Genomic DNA, 18,714 nt, shown 5'->3' on the forward strand with positions numbered 1-18,714 from the left:
TAATATGGCCATAAAACAAAAAATGATCACATTAGCACCAAGATCTCGTGGTTTCCATCTCATTACTCAAGAGATCGAACAAGCACTCAATACATTCTCAACAATAGAGAATGGACTACTTCACCTGTTTATTAAACATACAAGTGCTTCTCTCACCATCAATGAAAATGCCGACCCTACGGTACGTGATGATATGGAGAATTTTTTTAATGACATTGCCAATGAAAAACACTACTATATCCATACCTATGAAGGTACGGATGATATGCCTGCACATATCAAATCTTCACTTCTGGGAAATTCACTTACGATACCACTTACAAACGGCAAAATGAACCTGGGAACCTGGCAAGGAATATATCTGGGTGAACATCGAGAATATGGGGGAAGCCGTAAAGTCGTAATGACCATATACAGCTGAATAAACCGCATAGTTTTTTAGAATGGAAGTTAATATGAGTGTAGTGCACAGTAAGCATTGAGATGAGAGCTCATCTCAACACTGACTGTTTCAATTAACATTCTATTTTTCTATTACGTGCAGCAAGTACCGTAAGTACAAACAAGCCGGCAACAGCATAGTAAACCCACATAGGGATCGGTACCGGGTCACCTGCAGCATATGAGTGAAGTCCTGAAAGGTAGTAGTTCACCCCAAAGTAGGTCATAATTACTGTTGAGTAAGACCACAATGCTGCAACATTATAGATAAATACCGATTTGAGTGCCGGTACGAAACGCATGTGCAGAACAGACGCATAGATAAGAATGGTAACTGCTGCCCATGTCTCTTTTGGGTCCCATCCCCAGTAACGTCCCCAGCTCTCATTCGCCCATACACCACCAAGGAAGTTACCTACCGTCATCAAGATCAGACCGATTATCAGTGACATCTCAGAAAGACTGGTCAACTCTTTAATGGAACGATCAATATCAGTATTTCCTTTACCTCTAATGATAAACAGGATCAGTACCAAAAATGCCAGGATCGACCCAAGGCCAAGGAATCCATCACCGGAAATGATCGTAGCAACGTGGATCATCAACCAGTAGGATTTCAGTACAGGTACAAGGTTTGTGATCTCAGGGTTGATAAAGTTCATATGCGCCACACCCATTGTAATACCTGCAAGTATTGCAGTACCTGCTAAGGCAAATGGAGATTGTCTAGCAAGGACAAGACCTGCAAATACCGTTGTAAGTGCAATAACCACGATAGATTCATAAGCATTAGACCATGGTGCATGTCCTGCGATATACCAACGTATAGCAAGGCCTATGATATGCACAATAAAGGCAACACTCAATATACTTAGCGCGATACGCATTGGCCATTTAATAGAGAAACTTGGTTTAAGTGTATTGACGAACGCAAGGATCAACAAGATCACACCAAGAAGAATATAAACAGGAACCAGTTTGCCAAAAAGTCCCAATTCATTATATTTGATCTCCATATCAATGTGTTTTTGGCTTGGCATGACCTCTTTACCGAAATTCTCCTGGAACTTGGCAATAAGATCTAAGCCTTTATCTGCATTACTCCAGTCACCTGACTTCATCCCAGCATCTACCTGCTGAAAATAGTTTCCGACCAACAATTGAACCATCTGTGCATCTTTAGGAGCAAACTGTTTCAATGCCTCCAATGGAGCAAACCATTTGTTATTCTCATCCTTTGGCTTAGGGAATATCTGCAGCAAAGAACCTGTAAAAACCATATAAGAGACATTTACACGTTCATCAATCTCTATCAGTTTTTTATCGTACTGACTCTTCTCTAACGGTTTTTTTTGTGATGCCAGATTGATATCTTCATACAGTTTGTATTTATCATTCGTTTGATCAAAGAAATCAGAGAACTTCGCAAACTTAGCATCTTCAGGAAGTCCCAGTTTGACTGCTATCTTTGGATGACCTATTTTAATGATCGGAAGTTCCTGATACAGTCCAGGATCTATCGCCATACCAAGCAGCACCTGTGTAGGGTCCAGACCGAAAATCGAAGATTTACCTGAAACCTTTGCAACAACTTCATGGGCCATTGTGTCCATTGGTTTCATACGTCCTTGCATATCCTGTACAATCAACCGGCCAAATGCCTTCGCATGTGCTTTATCTATCGCTGCTACTTTAGCATGAGTTGCCTCATCAATCACCGGAGTCGCTGCTTTTAGTGTCGGAGAAGAAGCCATCATTCCAGCTACTAAAAGTACTGCGGCACTCTGCTGTAGTTTTTTGGTCTTTTTAAGTAGCTGCATAAATCTTCCGTTTTTGATAAAGAGACTCCAGAACATACCTATCGTTAACAAAATGTAGCCGATATAAGTAGGTAAAGTACCTGGATCATGGTTGATAGAAAGTATCGTACCTTTCTCATCCGGATCATAGGAAGATTGGAATAAGCGGTAACCTCTATGATCAAGTACATGGTTCATATAGATCTGGTAAGGTTGGTTTATTCCTTTTTCTTTATCGATCAATGTTACATCACTTGAGTAAGAAGACGGTGTCATAGAGCCCGGATAACGCTCAAGCTTAAAGTCATCCAGTTTGATAGTAAACGGTACATTGATGATTTTTGCTCCAACTCTCAGGTCGATTTTCACACCGTTCAATTCAATCTGATGTATTTTACCCGTCTCATCCTTATGAGGTGTCGCTGTAATGATCTTACTTTGATCTCCTACGCTGACCTTAAACTCTAAAAACTCTGGCTTACCGGGCTTGTTTTTAAGGTCGGTTGAATCAACAACAAGCCTTGCTTTTGGGTGGATGTCTTTGAGTACGACGGCATTGTTTCCAAATCTGTACAACATACGTTGTTTGAAGTCATTGATACCTGGTGCCAATTCACCTGTACTTCTGTCATTCATACTTAATGTATTGATGATATAAGGGAACTCTACAGTCAGACCATTCTCACCTTCTCTGATCACGAGTGTCGGTTTGCCTTCTGTCGCTGCAGTCTCATAAGCGATGTCAAACTCATCGAACTCTTTGAGCTCGCCTTTTGCAAGATAGTAAATCTCCCCTTTACTTCCTGCTGAGATCTTGAGTTCCAATATTTTTTTACCGTTTGGATCCTCAACGATCTTTTCATTGTAAGTAGGTAGATAACGTAAAAGTTCGATATCTACTTTTTTGTCTCCCGCTTTAAGTGATTCATGAAGGTCATTCTTTGTCATACTGGAAAGGTAAAGCTCTTTTTCCAGTGTAGTACCTTTATCTCCTTCTCTAGCCGCCACCTGCAAGAGCTTCATATCTGAGACCATCACATTGCTTTGGTGTCCTTCACGTATATGCATAGTCCCTTCATATCCAATATAACGTGTGATCAATGCACCAAGTGCGATAATCAAAAAAGAAAAATGGAAGAGAAAGACAGGAAATTTGTTTTTATAGGATTTGAACTTGAGGATATTGTATACCAGTATCATCACAAAATAGATCAGAAAAACTTCAAACCATTTTGCCTTGTAGATCAGTGCCTTCGCAGTTTGTGTACCATAATCGTTCTCAATAAAAGTGGCTACTCCTGCTGTAACCCCAAAAATAAAAAGTACCAAAACGGCCATTTTCATAGATAATAAATGCTTCAACATATAATTTCTCTCCATTGGACAAGTAATAAAGAGCGATTATATCTGATTATTATCTAACGGAAGGTTAATGAATGGATAATGAGACGATAATAAAATCTTATCATTTAAGAAAATAACGTAATTGCACATTCTAAATTTTTAGTGTACATTTTGAACCAAAGTGTTTGGTTCAAAATAAAACTTGGATGATCTTAGGAGTGCTTTACTTTTGCGCAGTAGATCTCTGCTCTCTTTTTATAAGAGTCAAGTGTTGCAGCTGCCAACTCATCGCTTCTCATATTTTCTTGGTATATTTTAACTTTATCAGTGAAAAGTTTACAAAGTCTTTGATCTTCTTGCTGTTGCATCTCTTCTGCTTGTTTTGTATCAGACTCAAAAAATCCGGCAAACAAAGAAGATGCAATAAGTAAAGCTGCGATAAAAATTCTCATTTACTTTCCTTATAATAAAAATATTTTTTCATTATAATATAATAAACTTAAAATATTTTTATATAAGTAATAAATTAAACTTATTTATTATTTAACTCAAAACTTGCTTCTTCACCTAGGACAGGATAAAAATAACCAAAACCAAAATCTTTATCCGTCACGATCTTGCCATGGGCTACCACATGATCACCGGCCTTTAATTCAGTATGAGATGCAGTAAAAACGATATCATCAGTTAACGCTTCTTCACTACCAGTACCATCACCCAGGTGTACCCAATCTCTTTTCATAATATCATGTGATACTTTATAGACCGTGGCTTTTAGAGATACTGTCTTCCCCTCAAGATGTTTTCTGAATTTATGAAGATCTTCGACTGTATAAAACGGTTTTTCAACAAAATCAACATCTATAAGTTCTACCTTTTCTTCCACCGGCTTTTGCATCACAGCTGCTTTAAGGCTGACGAATTTTTCAGGTTTTTGTGCGAGATAGACCTCATTAGCAAATACAATCTCATCAAATACTCTATTTAGCTGTTTGCTTTGAAAATCCTTCATGACAGTTCTAGTATCATAACCGATCATATCCCCTACTTTTACCGGTGCTTTAGCGATAGCAATCCAACGCTCACTGCCGTTTTCATCCACCTTCACATAGTCATACCCCATTACATCGATCACTTCTAATACTTTTGCATAAGAAATCCCTGCTTTTTTATCCAGCATATCCTCTGCAATACTTAAGCTTGCAACCATTGCCAATACCAATAGAATTCGTTTCATATGTTCTCTTACCTTGTTTAATTTGTAATTATTATACATCATCAATACTAATTACTTATCCATATAACGATAAATAAGTTATATATTATTATTTTATAAGTAAGATACTTTTATCAATCAACATTTGGAGCTTACATGTTATCTAAAACCCTTTTTTATAGTCTTCTCCTGATAAGTCTATCTCATGCAGAACTCTTTACCGAATACTTTGAGAATGGTATTATCAAGTCAGAAATTGTATATAAAGACGGTACACGTACTCCAACTGAAGAAGGCATTAAAGAGGGGATGGAAAAGATCTATCATGATAACGGGAAGATCGCCTATACTGTCAATAATATTGATGGTAAAAGAGATGGGAATCTAAACTGGTATGACAAAGAGGGAAATAATATTGAAGTAATGCCTTATAAAATGGGAAAGCGCCACGGTACCAACAAACTTTTTTACAGCAACGGTACACTTAAAAGTGAAGTAAATTATATCAATGACAAGAAAGAAGGAATAGAAAAATTTTACTTCAGTACCGGTGCTTTGGCGCAAGAAAGTCAATATATAAACGACAAAAAAGAAGGTGAAGAGAAAGAGTACTATGAAGATGGATCACTTCAAAGCATTGTCACTTACAAGAACAATTATAAGGAAGGTACCAAAAAGTGGTTTGATAAAAACGGCAAAGTTACAAAAACAGAGCTTTATAAAATGGATAGACCTGTCAACGTCATGAAAAAGATACAGACTCCTGATCATACAGAAACTATAGAAGAGTTTAAAGTACTTGATTTTAACCCTCAAAACAGAAGACCGGAATAATCCTACTCCGGTTTTATAAACTAATTTTATTTATATTATAAATTTATCTTTATTATTTAATTTATTATAGTTTGATAAATTTTTTTTATTGTTATACATATATTTTTTTAATTACTATGTAACATTTCCTGTGGTAAAATTTATGCATAGGGCATATTTAATGATAATTATTTTAAATATGCCCTTGATGAAATCATAAATCAAAGGGAGACAACATGATTGGAAAATTAGTACGGTCTGGTTTAGCATCTGCACTGGTCTTTGGTGCTGCATATGCTGCTAATTCAGATTATCCTAAAACTCCACCATTTAGCTTGGACAAGCTAGAAAAAGTGAAACTAAATGGGCAAGAGGAGTTCCAACCTAAAAGTGACTATAACATGTTCGTTAACTACGAACTTGGTATGCACTGTGTTGGATTTGAAATGAGTTACTGTTGTGTGATTCCACCATACAACTCGATTCAATCTCAAGCCATTCAAATCGGGAAAAACGGGAAACTACCAAAACTACTTACACCTGAGGATAAAGTAAAACTTTATTACAACACTAAAGACAACTCTTATAGTGAAGGTAATAAAATGAAGTACTGGTCTGTTCCTAAAGATGTCGACGGTGACGGACACTTTGACAGCCCGGGTGACAACGTAGCAAACTATGTATGGAAACACCTCTTTATCTACAAAGACCTTGAAGGAACAATTCCTGCGGGTGCAACAGAAAAAGACAGACTTCATATAGGGAAAGAAGTTAAAGTGAAGATCGATGCAGGTCCATCAGGCAAACCGGTCTCAGGCGGATATATGGACTATGTAGGGAAAGATGGTGGTAACATCGTTATGACCGATACACTTGTACCTCCAGTTAAAGATGTCAAACTTGTTTTAACAGCTTCTCACCTTTGGGATGCATTAGGACTTCCATTGACTGCTTTTAATGACAGTACGAGAAGAGGTACAATCCGTTCAGTTACAGAAAAAGATTTCCAACCGTTCCAGTACTCTCAAGTTGCACTGCACGACAGTACAGGTAAACCAATTACAGATAAAGAAGGGAAGCCTTATCAGTACTTTGGAACTAACCCGGTAGATATCCCTAACTGTTATGCATGTCACTCCAGAAACGGTAAAGCAGCACAAATGGCAAGAGATGAAGGTTTGATGCAATCAGATGCTGAATATGAGTATTGGAAGACATACCCGGATGAAAGTGAATATATGGCAAGACTTTCTGAAGCTTCAATCAACATTCTTTCACTTCATGATAAACACCACGGAACTACATTCCTAAGTGACTATAAATCTGATGCACCGGGTAACCGTTTGGGTAAAACAGGTGAAGTAAACTGTGCTGACTGTCACGGTGACAACGTATCAGGAAACCTAGAAGAACCTAGACCAGGTGCGACAGGGTATAAGACAGTAAAAGCAAAACCAATGACTGAAGCGATACATGGATTCCACCTTGCTATGGTACCAATGCCAGACGCAGCAGGAAGATCACAATCGTGTCAATCTTGTCACCCTACTCACTTCCAAAATCCTAACATGAACGATGATACAAACCCGTTCCGTGTTACAGACAGATATGGTGAAGGTAGATTTGCTAAAGGTGATATCAGAAATTCAGGTGGAGGATGTTATGTTAGACGTGATGCTCACTCTAACCCGGATGCGAAGCCTCCATTCTTCCTCAACTCATATGGTAAATGGCAGCTTGAAAATGTTTCTATGAAAGATGAGCATGGTAAACCATCAAGTGAGATGAGAGGTCTTTACTGTACTAACTGTCACACAAAAGTAGCTCAAGCAATGTACGCTTACGATGATATTACAAACGACAGTATGCAAACAGGTAAATCACTTAGAAACAAATCTCTTAAAGAGATCGTTAAAGAAGTGGCAGGCGGTGATATGAAAAAATTTGCTGCGATCGCGGACCCTAAATCAACTGGTGATAATGAAGTACTCAAGTACTATAGTGAGCACAAATCAGCAACACTTGTTAAAAATGTTGGTAAAGACGGTAACCTTGATCTAAAACCTTGGAATCATCCAGAAGGTGGAGAAGTACCGTACATTGCAGCATCAGGCGGTAATGACTGGTGGCTATCAGCAAGTGAACCACACTGTGCAGACTGTCACGCAGCACCGTTTGTAGAGGAAAATACAGGAGGTAAGTACTTCCCGATTGATCAACCGAACAAGTATTCACTCTATAGATACTCTAAAGCACATGGAAATATCGCATGTCAATCTTGTCATGAGTCAACACATGGACTCTACTCTACAAGATATGACGGTGAGAGATCAGTGGATATTACAACACATGAACAAGCACTTCAATACTCACCGGATGGTAAGTATACAGGTCCTGTAACATGTGCAGCATGTCACACAGTTAATAAAAATGGTGTACCGTCACAACTCAAAGGTACAGCATATGAAAATGACTACTGGGCATCTGTAACACTCGCTCACTTTATGAGAGAAGGTGATCAAAAACTTTCTGTAAAAGAGCTTGTAGAAAAATACCCATATGACAAATCTAGCCAAATCGTAAAAGATAGCTGGAAATAATCTACTATCCCCAAGTTTTCTTGGGGATATCCCTATCTCCTATCCTTATCTGATTCTTTCCATTTTCATTGCGATGATTAGGCTTCAAAACTTCTAATGGCCATTCAATATTGGATAGTAGTATAATTAATAACATTCAAGAAAAGGAGAAGAAAATGAAATATTTTTATTACACACTTTTGATTTTTCCTCTATGTATACAAAACAGCATCGCTCAAAGTGACCTAGTCCCCTGTAGTGATCCCGGAAAATATATCGTAGAGGACCTAACACAGAAATCAACCTATAAAAACTGTCAACGTAATGGTATGACATATTGGTACAATGATAAAGGAAAGATCAAATCTGCAGTCAACTTCAAAGATGGGAAAGAGAACGGTACCTATATTTCCTACTATGACAACGGCAAGAAAAAACTTATCGTTGATTTCGTCGATGGTCAGAAAAACGGTCTGCAGCAGATGTTCTATGACAATGGCCAACTAGGTTCTGAAGTAAACTACGTAATGGGAAAACGCGAAGGCATTATGACAGATTGGGATGAAGAAGGTTATAAATCTTCTGAAGTCTTTTATAAAAATAACTATAAAGTCGGGATAAAAAAATATTTTGACCATAAAGGCAACGTGATCCAAACAGAAGAGTATAAAATGGACAGAAACCCTGTCATGCTAAAACTCCTCAAAGATAAACGAAAAGAGATCATGATAGATCTTTCCAAGTATGGCCTAATGCCTGAAAATGCCCCTGAAGAGGAACGTGTGAGATAATAAACTATCTCACCCTCTTATCTTTTCAAAGATCTCTCTGCGGTCTTTTTGGATCTCAACCTCAGAGATTTGTATCCTCTTTTTAAATTTTTTATAGAGTATGAACTGCAACACAATCCCGATTACACCCAAAAATGAAAGATAGTAAAAAAGCCACTTAAGATCCATTCCGAAATAATCGAAGAGTATTGCACTCAAGCCTCCGCAGAGAATGGACAAAGAGATTATAAAAGAACGTATCATCAAATAATCTTTCAGCTCAACACTCTCACCTTGCATAAAATCTACCGTATGTATCCTCACAATCTCAAAAGTGATCCCCTGGATCGTAAATATAGAAAGTATTACATAGGTAAAGACAACTGCTGACCATTGGTAAAACATATAACTCATGATCTGAACGATATCCAGCATAATTGCAAATAGATAGATATTGTAGATCTTGGTATGTTTGAAAAGCGGCTGAATAAACCCGTCCAATGCACCGATCAGCATGTAGATACTGATCATATAAACAGGAAGATACGTTCCTTCAAGCTTGGTTACAAAAGGGAGTATGACCCAATCTATATAGGTGATAATATAGAGTACGATCACTTGTATCTTTAAAAACTTGCTTTGACAAATCTCATTAAACATATTTTTGTAGTTTGTAATCGGCATGAGAACTCACTAAATTAAGATCATAAATCATACTACAAAAAGACCATAATGTATCAAAAAATGGTTATTTTATTTCAATTCACCCCAACTATCACCAATACTTGCCGAACATACAAGCGGCACATTAAGTTCCAGTACATTTTCCATCGTATGAACAAAACGCTTGGCGATCTCATGGACCTTCTCTTCTTTAACTTCAAAGATCAGTTCATCATGGATCTGAAGCAGCATAAAGGCATCCAATTCCTCTTCTTTGATCATTGTATCGATCTCCAGCATCGAAAGCTTGATAAGGTCAGCTGCACTACCCTGGAATACAGTATTGACTGATTCCCGCAGTATACCGGCTTTCTGCATCCCGTTAGCATTTTCATAATCAAAAATACGTCTACGCTTTAAAAGCGTCTCAACATACCCGTCAATTTTGACACTCTCCTGGATACCCTCTATGAAACTTTTGACCGTAGGGAAGGTAGCAAAATAACTTTTGATCACCTCTTTGGCTTCATTCATTGTTACACCGGTATCCTCTGAGAGTTTTTTAGGCCCCATCCCATAAAGCAGACCAAAGTTTACAGCCTTGGCAAAGTGTCTCTTCGCTTTAGCATTCTCTGCTCCAAAGAGCTTAACCGCCGTTGCCAAGTGAATATCTTCACCCTGATTAAAGGCTTCCATTAAGGCTTTATCTCCTGAAAAGTGTGCTAAAAGACGCAACTCTATCTGGGAGTAGTCTATACTCACCAGCTTGTATCCCTCTTTAGCGATAAACGCTTCTCTCACTGAACGGCCTAATTCTGAACGAACAGGGATATTTTGGAGGTTTGGTTCTTTTGAGCTTAACCTCCCAGTAGCCGTTCCCGTCTGGATAAATGAAGTATAGATACGACTATGTTCATCTTCTTTAGCCAATTTTAACAGTGGATCAACATAGGTAGAGAGCATTTTTTGGTTCTCACGATACTCCAAAATCTTACCGATCACTTCATGTTCATCGCTGAGTGATTGAAGTACTGCTTCATTGGTAGAGTAACCTGTCTTGGTTTTTTTACCGCCTTTAAGTCCCAACTTGACAAAAAGGATCTCCCCAAGCTGTTTTGTTGACTTGATGTTAAACTCACTCTCTGTCAAGGTATAGATCTCTTCGGTCAGTTTTGCAAGTCTGCTACTAAGATCTTTTTGAAGTGTTTTCAGATGATTTTGATCTACTTTAATCCCGAGACTCTCCATTTTAATCAATACATTGATAAACGGATACTCTACATCCTTGGCTTCTTTTAAAAGCGGAGTAAGTGAAGCAAGCTCCATTTTCTTTTTGAGCGCGAAATAAAGGAGTCTTGTCATCCAAGCATCCTCAGCTGCATAAAAAGCTGCTTCTTCGATCGACACTGCAGAGAAATCCTCACCTTTTTTAACCATGTCTTTAAACGGTTTCATATCATACTTGAAGAACTTTTCTGCCAATGCATCAAGCCCTACTCGTGTACCCGGATCACTAAGCCAGGCCATGATCATTGTATCTGCATATGGGACCATCTCTTCAAAACCGAACTGATGATAAAGCAAAGAGAAATCAAACTTCAGGTTTTGTCCGACGATATTGTACTGCATCAGTTTTTTCAATGCTTCTACGGCATCAGCTTCATCTACTTGTGCTTCTACGCCTAGATAATTATGTGCTAGAGGAACATAGTAAGCTTGAGTATCCTCAAATGCAAAACTAAAGCCCACCATTTTGTCTTTTGTGGTATCAAGCCCGGTTGTCTCTGTATCAAAAGCAACGATGGTATCTTCACTGATGCTCTCAATGACTCTAAAAAGCTTCTCTTTGGTATCCAGTGTCACTGCTTCAAAGCCAAGTACGTGTCTAGCATCATGTGATACCTCTTTGATCACACAATCAGCAGGTTCACCTACACTTGCTTTTCTAATTGCCTGATTCATTTCATATTTATGAAATTCATCCAGCAAACAGCTCAAGTAGTTTTTGTCCTCAAAAATAAAATTCTCAAGATCCAGCGTTTCATAGACATCATCACGCATTGTCACAAGATCACGAGAGAGAAAAGCACTTTCCTTACTTTCAGTAAGAAGTGTCTGAATACGGGCTGTACCACAGTTTTCCAGGTCTTCATAAATTGCTTCAAGCGTACCGTATTCGTTGATCAATTTACTGGCACCCTTTTGTCCTATTCCTTTAACACCTGGTACATTATCAGAACTATCACCTACTATCGCCTGAAAGTTGATAAAGTCTTTTGGTTTGACACCGAACTTCTCTATACATGCTGCTTCATCAACTTCCTTCTTCTTTACAGAGTCGTACATCACCACAATGCCGTCATCTATAAGTTGATAGAGATCTTTATCATGAGATACGATACGTACCTTCATCCCCTTCTCTTTGGCAATCCTAGTCACAGTAGCAATAACATCATCGGCTTCGTAACCCTCTTTAGATAAGTTGGCAAAGCCCATTTTCTCAACCCATTCAATAGCAACGGGAAGTTGTTTGACCAGATCTTCCGGTGGTGCTTCACGGTGTGCCTTATACTCCTCATAAACATCATTACGAAATGTTTTTCCTTTACTATCCAGTGCAAATACCAAATAATCAGTATTGTGATCTTTATGCAGCGAGTCTACAAAATTGATAAAACCCGTCAAAAGTCCTGTAGGAAATCCCTCAGCATTACGAAGCGGAGGAAGAGCAAAATATGAGCGGAAAAAAAATCCGAATGTATCTATGATGGTAATAGTTTTCAAAATTAACCTTCAACTTTTTTTGTATTATATCGACAATTACAGTGAAAGAAAAAGCACATGCCGATAACTTAGGGAATAATGTGAAATCTATCACAACAATCTGAACAATGTCTCTATGAAGTATGAAAAAGACTGGGGGGGCTTAAACATACTGTTTAACGACTTTAAGGAATAGAAGCATATAATATTATAATTCGCAATGAGGATAAACAATGGCTGGTTTGCTTAATGATAATAATGAGAGTATCAAAATAGAGCCTCATGAAAAAAAGAAGTTTAAATCAGAAAATAGTTTCGGCAAGCAAGAGGTAAGCTATGAAGATGCACCTCTTTTCTTTCCCCCGGGCTTTGAAAAGATATTTCTTTTGATCTATTTTGTCTCTTTACCCTACATTACGGGTCTCTTATTTTTGTTTATCTATATTTCAGAAAGTGATTATGAGTCGTTTTTACTGTTAGTTCAGGAGTCTTCATTTATCATGACATGGGCAATCGGTTATGAGATTCTTGCGGTGTTGATCCTACTATATATTGTCAAAATGGCAATTAAATTCAGTATCGAAAATAAACCCGGTGCTAAGAAAAATTTTAAAAGACCTGTATAAAACGATCTCGTTTTATACAAAGTAGCATTAAATCCCCAACTCTTTTTTCAAGTATTCAGCAGTATAACTTCCTGTCTTTTCATACTCTTTTGCCAGCTTTTCAGGACTTCCTTCTGCAATGATCAATCCGCCTTTATTTCCGCCTTCAGGTCCCATATCAATGATATAGTCAGCATTTTTGATCATATCAAGATTGTGTTCGATAACTACAACCGAGTTTCCAAGATCAACCAAGTGATGCAATACACCCGTCAGCCTGTCTACATCCGCAAAGTGTAGTCCGGTAGTCGGCTCATCCAGTACATAAAGTGTATTACCTGTATCTTTACGACTCAGCTCTTTACTCAGTTTGATACGCTGTGCTTCACCACCTGAAAGTGTGGTCGCATTCTGCCCCAGAGTAATATAGTCTAATCCAACATCCTGAAGTGTCTTGAGTTTGACAGCGATTGCAGGTATCGCTTTGAAGAACTCCATCGCTTCAGCTACACTCATTGCAAGAACATCAGCAATTGATTTACCTTTATAAAGTACCTCTAGTGTTTGTGCATTGTAGCGTGCGCCGTTACAGGCATCACACTTGACCATCACATCCGGTAAGAAGTGCATCTCGATCTTTATTTGACCATCTCCTTGACACTTTTCACATCGTCCGCCCTTGACATTAAATGAAAAACGCCCTACTTTATAGCCACGAAGTTCTGCTTCTTTTGTCTGAGCAAAGAGTTTTCTTATTTCATCCATTACACCTGTGTAGGTTGCAGGATTTGAACGTGGTGTACGTCCGATAGGACTCTGATCCAGATAAATTACTTTATCAAGAGTGTCCAACCCGTTGATCTCTACTCCATCTACCTTATTGACTTTTTTGGCATGATTGAGAAGCTCTCTTGCAACAGGAAGAAGTGTCTGTAAGATCAATGAACTTTTTCCACTTCCACTCACACCTGTGATACAAACAAAATTATGAAGCGGTATTTTTGCATTTAGATGATGAATATTGTTCAGTGTAACGTTTTTGATCTCAATCCACTTCTCTTGAGGCTTATCGTGTGGATAAGATACATCTTTGCGTCCAAACATATAATCCGCAGTTAACGTCTTTGCTTTTTTTAGTGCATTTGTACTGCCTGAAAAAACCACTTGACCGCCAAACTCACCTGCTCCCGGACCGATATCGACAATATGGTCAGCTGCTGCAATTGTCTCTTTGTCATGTTCAACCACGATAACACTGTTGCCTTTATCACGCAAAGACACCAGTGTCCTGATCAGTTTCATTGTATCACGTTCATGTAGCCCGATACTTGGCTCATCAAGTACATACATGACCCCAGTCAGTCCCGATCCGATCTGCGAAGCGATACGGATACGCTGTGCTTCTCCTCCTGAGATCGTACGTGCATCACGACTGAGTGTAAGATAGCCTAGACCTACATCAAAAAGGAAAAAAAGCCTTTCATGAAGTTCCTTCAAAATCGGCTCGGCAATAAGACGCTGTTGCTCGTTAAGATGAGAAAAGCTCTTTTCATCCGCAAAGTATGTATAGGACTTTTCAATAGGCATATCAATGACATCAGCGATATTCTTACCTTCGATCTTCACTGCAAGTGAGCGAGGGCGGAGTCTGTGTCCCTGACATTTATCACACACCTTCTCCGTCATATACTCACTTAGATCCTTTTCGTCTTTGAACATCTCATGAGCAAACTTAACGACACCGGGCCATTCACGTTTAAGCTTATGGCGCTTCCATGTAAAGTCTACCACACCGCCTATCCCGTATAAGATCGCCTTTTGCTGATATTCTGCAAGTTCGCTATAGGGGACATTGATATCAATATCATTTTGTTCACAAAAAGCATTAAGGAATTTTGTATAGTAACTTTTGTTAAAACCGTACATGATCTTAACGGCACCCTTATCGATACTAAGGTCCGGATCGATCACTTTTTTAAGGTCAATGGCATAACGAATACCAAGCCCATCACATGTAGGACATGCACCTTTTGGTGAGTTAAATGAAAAACTCACAGGCTCCAACGGTTCAAAACTGAGTTTACAATCAAAACAGGCCAAGTGTTCAGAATAGTGCATATCCTGCCGGTCAAACTCTATCTCTTCATGGTTCAATATCTCTATTTCTACTTCACCAAAGCTCTCTTTGAGTGCTTTTTCAACATCCTGGCCGATACGATCTCTACTTTCTTCTTTGACCACAACTCTATCGATCACTACTTTGATCGTATGTTTTTTGGTCTTTGAAAGTTCAATCTCATCGTCAAGCCTTACCATCACACCATCGATCATTGCACGTACATAACCCTTATGCCGTAGTGATTCGATCATATCGGCAAAGGTTCCCTTTTTCTCTTTGACCAATGGTGCCATAATGACCAATTTAGCGCCATCAGGAAGTCTAAGCACTTCCTCAATGATATCACTTGCCGACATTGAAGAGATCGGTTTTCCACACTCATGACAGTACTGTTTTCCAACCCTTGCAAAAAGCAATCTAAGATAATCATAGATTTCAGTGATCGTTCCTACAGTAGAACGAGGGTTTTTTGAGGTGGTTTTCTGATCGATCGCGATTGCAGGTGTCAGTCCTTCAATCTTATCAACATCCGGTTTTCCTACACGACCGAGGAACTGTCTGGCATAAGAAGAGAGCGACTCTATATAACGGCGCTGCCCTTCTGCATAAAGTGTAGAGAATGCTAACGTAGATTTTCCTGAACCGGAAATCCCGGTAAAAACCACTAGCTTGTTTTTAGGTATTTCAAGATCGATATTTTTAAGATTGTTCTCTTTTGCCCCAAAAACCTGTATCGTATCATTTTTTATACTAGACATTAATTACCTTATTAAAACCACATTTTATCGACTAGGATAGCAATTGCTATCACATACATTACTAGCAGTGCAATCTTATGATGTGTAGAATGTACATGGTCTTTAAGCCATATACCACCCCATACACCTACCAGTGAAGCAATTGCAATAATCAGACCATTTTCAAAATCTATTGTACCTGTTACAAGACGACTGGACATACCTGCCACAGATGAGAAGACTACAAAAAAGAGTCCCGCACTCACTGCCTTTTTGATTGGATAATGTAAAAGTCCTACCAGTATCGGTGTCAACACGATCGACCCACCTACTCCCAAAGTAATCGCAAAAATACCTATCACCACACCTATGAGGAATAGCAATGCTCTATTGATCGATCTTGTCTGTGCGTCATCTTCATGCTGTTTGGAAAAGAAAAGCCTAAAGAGTGCAAATAAAAGTAAAGCAAGAAATAAAAATTCAAGTACTCTATCTGCAATGAACTGGGTGACATATCCACCGATGAAACCACCGATAAAACCGCCTAACCCTACCAGTATGCCTTCTCCTAGGATAAGAGAACCTTTTTTATGGTTAAGATAAGAGCCGTAGATCGAACTAAATACCATCTGCATAATCGAAATACCGATCGCATCTTTTGTCGAGAACCCCATAGCCAGCAAAACAGGTACAAGTATAGTTCCACCGCCTATACCGAAAAAACCAGACATTGCACCGATCAGTACCCCTACAGGTATGAGTTCCATCATCATCTCTATCTTGCTCCGTAAATTTTGTTCGGATTATAACATGTTTTATTTAGGTGCCATATACAATGGTTTGTATCAGTGAGGACGGCTTATATAGTCTTGAGAGAAAAACTCTTCTATGACCTCTCTCATCTCTTTTGGATCTTCCATACGATTTACAAGATTCCTGAATGCCGATGCTCCCTGAAATCCTGCTTTTGAGTAACTATGCAAATTTTTTCGGAACATAATTGCGCCATAATTTTCATAGTGTTCAATCATCTGATCAAAATGTTCCAATACTACTGCTTTGATCAAAGCCGGAGATACTTCTTCCATCCCCTCCTTGATCTGATGGAATATCCACGGCCTGCCTACGGCAGCACGTCCAATCATGATACCGTCAGCCCCGGTATGTTCCAATACCCATTTTGCCTTTTCCGGAGAATCAATATCTCCATTTGCGATCACAGGGATAGAAACTGCTTTTTTGATATCACGTATCGCATCATAGTCTACAGGAGCTTTGTAGCGTCCGGCTCGTGTACGTCCATGTACTGCGATAAAGTCGGCACCGTTATCCTCACAAATCTTTGCAATCTCGATAGGGTTTTTTTCATTAAAACCTATACGAATTTTTACTGAAGTATATGGCTTGAGAGAATGCTTTTTGATCGTACGTATTGTCTCTCCCATTTTATCAAGATCTGTAAGGAGTGATGATCCTTGTAGGTTATTGACTATTTTAGGTGCAGGACATCCGCAATTAAGATCGATCACAGAAACATCATCCAATGTATTAACATACTCTACAGCCTTTCGCATTACTTCCTGATCAGAACCGGCAAGTTGAATACTGTAAAGATCTTCAAGAGGGGATTTTTCAACCATTCGGTAGGTCTTTTTGCTTTGATGAACCAGTGCATTGGAGCTGATCATTTCTGAGACGGTCAGATCAACACCAAACTTCTTTACAACCGAACGGAAAGGCAGGTCGGTAAAGCCTGCAAGGGGTGCTAATGCATACAGTGTTTTACTAAAATCAATAGTAGCCATAAATTCCTTTTAATACTTTGCTTCTCTACAAATTGTATCAATATTAATAATGTCTTCCAGTTTATATCTGGCATTGGATCTTTTAAGTGTATAAAGCGCTCTAAATCTCATAAATTCAGAGTCTTCTTGTTCATCCAGGTATTTTCCAACCTCATCCATCAGTTCATAATCGAAAAGAAGATACAGATAGGCATACTGTGCCTTTGAATTCTTTAACTGATAACTAAAGAATAGTGCAAGGTTCTCATCCGGTGTAAATAATTTTTTTGTGATCTCTGCGATACGTAAAAAATCACTGCATGTTGGATTGATATTATCAATAAAGTCTTTGATGATCTCTTGAGAAATACCCATGTCTTCGTCCTGATTTACACGTCTGAGCATTACTAGGAAATTCTCTATATCAAAAACTTTTGCAAACTGTCTTGCCTTGAAGAAGTTCTCTTTTGAGGCAAATATCTCAAGCGCTTTTTTCTGTACAGGTGTAGAAAACTCTGAAGAGGATTTCATCACCTCTTCCACAAATTTCGGATCTATATCAAGACGGTTGAGCCTGTTTTGGATCAAATAAGGGTTTCCTTCATTGAAAACTTTTGCAAGCTTATGCTCTTTAAGATCAACATATTCACCGCTTTGGATCTTTTTGAGAATACCGGTGATCTTTGTGAGTCTAGGATTTAACTCAGGCATACCATCTTTCATTTGAAGATTACTGTAAGAGAGCAATGCTGCAGATTTATCTATATCCTCTATTAAATATTTCTGCTCTTTTGACTCATTCAGCAATGCCCAGTAAAGTGCATCATTCAACGTCTGTGCATCTTTTTTCCACCGGTTGAGGGTAAAATGATTCTTCAGTCCATATACAAGCATATGAAAAAATGTAAATACATACAGTACAAACATCGGTAAAACTAGCCACGCTGCAACAGGAAAGTTCAAGTTAACTCCCATGAATTCAACTACATAATGGTCTGCATTGACAGTATATGCCAATCCACCCACTATTATCATTAGTACGATTGTGGCGAATGTATATAAACCAAGCTTCATCTTATAC

At 38.6% G+C, this 18,714-nt stretch carries 14 protein-coding genes; 5 read left to right on the forward strand and 9 right to left on the reverse strand.

What is annotated here, in order from left to right; all coding sequences use genetic code 11:
• Nucleotides 1-4 precede the first annotated feature (4 nt).
• Nucleotides 5-421 carry a secondary thiamine-phosphate synthase enzyme YjbQ gene (locus PGH07_RS06650; protein ID WP_289413577.1) on the forward strand — a complete coding sequence of 139 codons (417 nt, stop codon included), beginning with the start codon at nucleotides 5-7 and terminating at the stop codon, nucleotides 419-421.
• 94 nt (nucleotides 422-515) lie between these two features.
• On the opposite strand, the gene PGH07_RS06655 is transcribed toward PGH07_RS06650, so the two are convergent.
• The 3 genes from PGH07_RS06655 to PGH07_RS06665 form a co-directional block, all read right to left on the reverse strand.
• A complete protein-coding gene (locus tag PGH07_RS06655) occupies nucleotides 516-3,605 on the reverse strand; it encodes a cytochrome c biogenesis protein (protein ID WP_289413578.1) in 3,090 nt (1,029 codons plus the stop codon).
• A 191-nt stretch (nucleotides 3,606-3,796) separates the two neighbouring features.
• Complete coding sequence (locus PGH07_RS06660; RefSeq protein WP_289413579.1) at nucleotides 3,797-4,036, reverse strand: hypothetical protein; 240 nt, start codon at nucleotides 4,034-4,036, stop codon at nucleotides 3,797-3,799.
• Between the two features lie 80 nt (nucleotides 4,037-4,116).
• Entirely contained in the window at nucleotides 4,117-4,821 is a 705-nt protein-coding gene (locus PGH07_RS06665) for a hypothetical protein (RefSeq protein WP_289413580.1), read from the reverse strand.
• A 135-nt stretch (nucleotides 4,822-4,956) separates the two neighbouring features.
• Between PGH07_RS06665 and PGH07_RS06670 the strand changes: the two genes are divergently transcribed.
• The 3 genes from PGH07_RS06670 to PGH07_RS06680 all read left to right on the forward strand — a co-directional run bounded on the left by PGH07_RS06670 (nucleotide 4,957) and on the right by PGH07_RS06680 (nucleotide 8,983).
• Nucleotides 4,957-5,634 carry a toxin-antitoxin system YwqK family antitoxin gene (locus tag PGH07_RS06670; RefSeq protein ID WP_289413581.1) on the forward strand — a complete coding sequence of 226 codons (678 nt, stop codon included), beginning with the start codon at nucleotides 4,957-4,959 and terminating at the stop codon, nucleotides 5,632-5,634.
• Nucleotides 5,635-5,849: 215 nt separating this feature from the next.
• Nucleotides 5,850-8,213, forward strand: coding sequence for a hypothetical protein (locus PGH07_RS06675; RefSeq protein WP_289413582.1), 2,364 nt, complete (start codon nucleotides 5,850-5,852; stop codon nucleotides 8,211-8,213).
• A 155-nt stretch (nucleotides 8,214-8,368) separates the two neighbouring features.
• On the forward strand, nucleotides 8,369-8,983 hold the full coding sequence (locus PGH07_RS06680; RefSeq protein WP_289413583.1) for a toxin-antitoxin system YwqK family antitoxin: 615 nt from the start codon (nucleotides 8,369-8,371) through the stop codon (nucleotides 8,981-8,983).
• Nucleotides 8,984-8,992: 9 nt separating this feature from the next.
• Here PGH07_RS06680 and PGH07_RS06685 read toward each other — a convergent pair whose 3' ends face one another.
• Together PGH07_RS06685 and polA are read right to left on the reverse strand one after the other, a co-directional pair.
• Nucleotides 8,993-9,646: a hypothetical protein gene (locus PGH07_RS06685; RefSeq protein WP_289413584.1), complete on the reverse strand. Its 654-nt coding sequence runs from the start codon at nucleotides 9,644-9,646 to the stop codon at nucleotides 8,993-8,995.
• 69 nt (nucleotides 9,647-9,715) lie between these two features.
• Entirely contained in the window at nucleotides 9,716-12,409 is a 2,694-nt protein-coding gene (gene polA / locus PGH07_RS06690) for a DNA polymerase I (RefSeq protein ID WP_289413585.1), read from the reverse strand.
• Between the two features lie 212 nt (nucleotides 12,410-12,621).
• On the opposite strand from polA, the gene PGH07_RS06695 reads away from it, so the two are divergent.
• Entirely contained in the window at nucleotides 12,622-13,014 is a 393-nt protein-coding gene (locus PGH07_RS06695; protein WP_289413586.1) for a hypothetical protein, read from the forward strand.
• 27 nt (nucleotides 13,015-13,041) lie between these two features.
• On the opposite strand, the gene uvrA is transcribed toward PGH07_RS06695, so the two are convergent.
• The 4 genes from uvrA to PGH07_RS06715 form a co-directional block, all read right to left on the reverse strand.
• Nucleotides 13,042-15,870 carry an excinuclease ABC subunit UvrA gene (gene uvrA / locus PGH07_RS06700; RefSeq protein WP_289413587.1) on the reverse strand — a complete coding sequence of 943 codons (2,829 nt, stop codon included), beginning with the start codon at nucleotides 15,868-15,870 and terminating at the stop codon, nucleotides 13,042-13,044.
• An 11-nt stretch (nucleotides 15,871-15,881) separates the two neighbouring features.
• Nucleotides 15,882-16,622, reverse strand: coding sequence for a sulfite exporter TauE/SafE family protein (locus PGH07_RS06705; RefSeq protein ID WP_289413588.1), 741 nt, complete (start codon nucleotides 16,620-16,622; stop codon nucleotides 15,882-15,884).
• Between the two features lie 72 nt (nucleotides 16,623-16,694).
• Nucleotides 16,695-17,654 carry a tRNA dihydrouridine synthase gene (locus PGH07_RS06710; protein ID WP_289413589.1) on the reverse strand — a complete coding sequence of 320 codons (960 nt, stop codon included), beginning with the start codon at nucleotides 17,652-17,654 and terminating at the stop codon, nucleotides 16,695-16,697.
• 9 nt (nucleotides 17,655-17,663) lie between these two features.
• Complete coding sequence (locus PGH07_RS06715; RefSeq protein WP_289413590.1) at nucleotides 17,664-18,707, reverse strand: hypothetical protein; 1,044 nt, start codon at nucleotides 18,705-18,707, stop codon at nucleotides 17,664-17,666.
• Nucleotides 18,708-18,714 lie beyond the last annotated feature (7 nt).

The sequence above is a fragment of the Sulfurovum zhangzhouensis genome (genome assembly GCF_030347965.1).
Lineage (GTDB): Bacteria > Campylobacterota > Campylobacteria > Campylobacterales > Sulfurovaceae > Sulfurovum > Sulfurovum zhangzhouensis.